This window comes from Arthrobacter sp. K410C, from assembly GCF_059090105.1.
Map to the genome: position 1 here is coordinate 1 of NZ_JBNHFJ010000077.1, position 247 is coordinate 247.

1 protein-coding gene is annotated in these 247 nt (G+C 65.6%); it reads left to right on the plus strand.

All coding sequences use genetic code 11. From position 1 onward, the window contains the following. The coding region (locus AC5RU7_RS21155; protein ID WP_494053893.1) for a serine dehydratase beta chain at window positions 1-247 on the plus strand (247 nt) is incomplete at both ends.

The window sequence follows — 247 nt, forward strand, 5'->3', positions numbered from 1 at the left end:
GCGTTTTTGATCTCTTTTCGATTGGGATCGGTCCGTCGTCGTCCCATACTGTGGGGCCGATGCGGGCTGCTGCTGTGTTCGCTGAGGAGCTGAAGGCATCCGGCAGGCTGACGGACGTGGCTTCGTTGCGGGTGGACCTGTACGGGTCGCTGGCGGCGACCGGGCACGGGCACGGGACGATGACCGCGGTGCTGTTGGGGTTGGAGGGGTTCCATCCGGAGCTGATCCTGCCCGGGGAGGTGGAGGA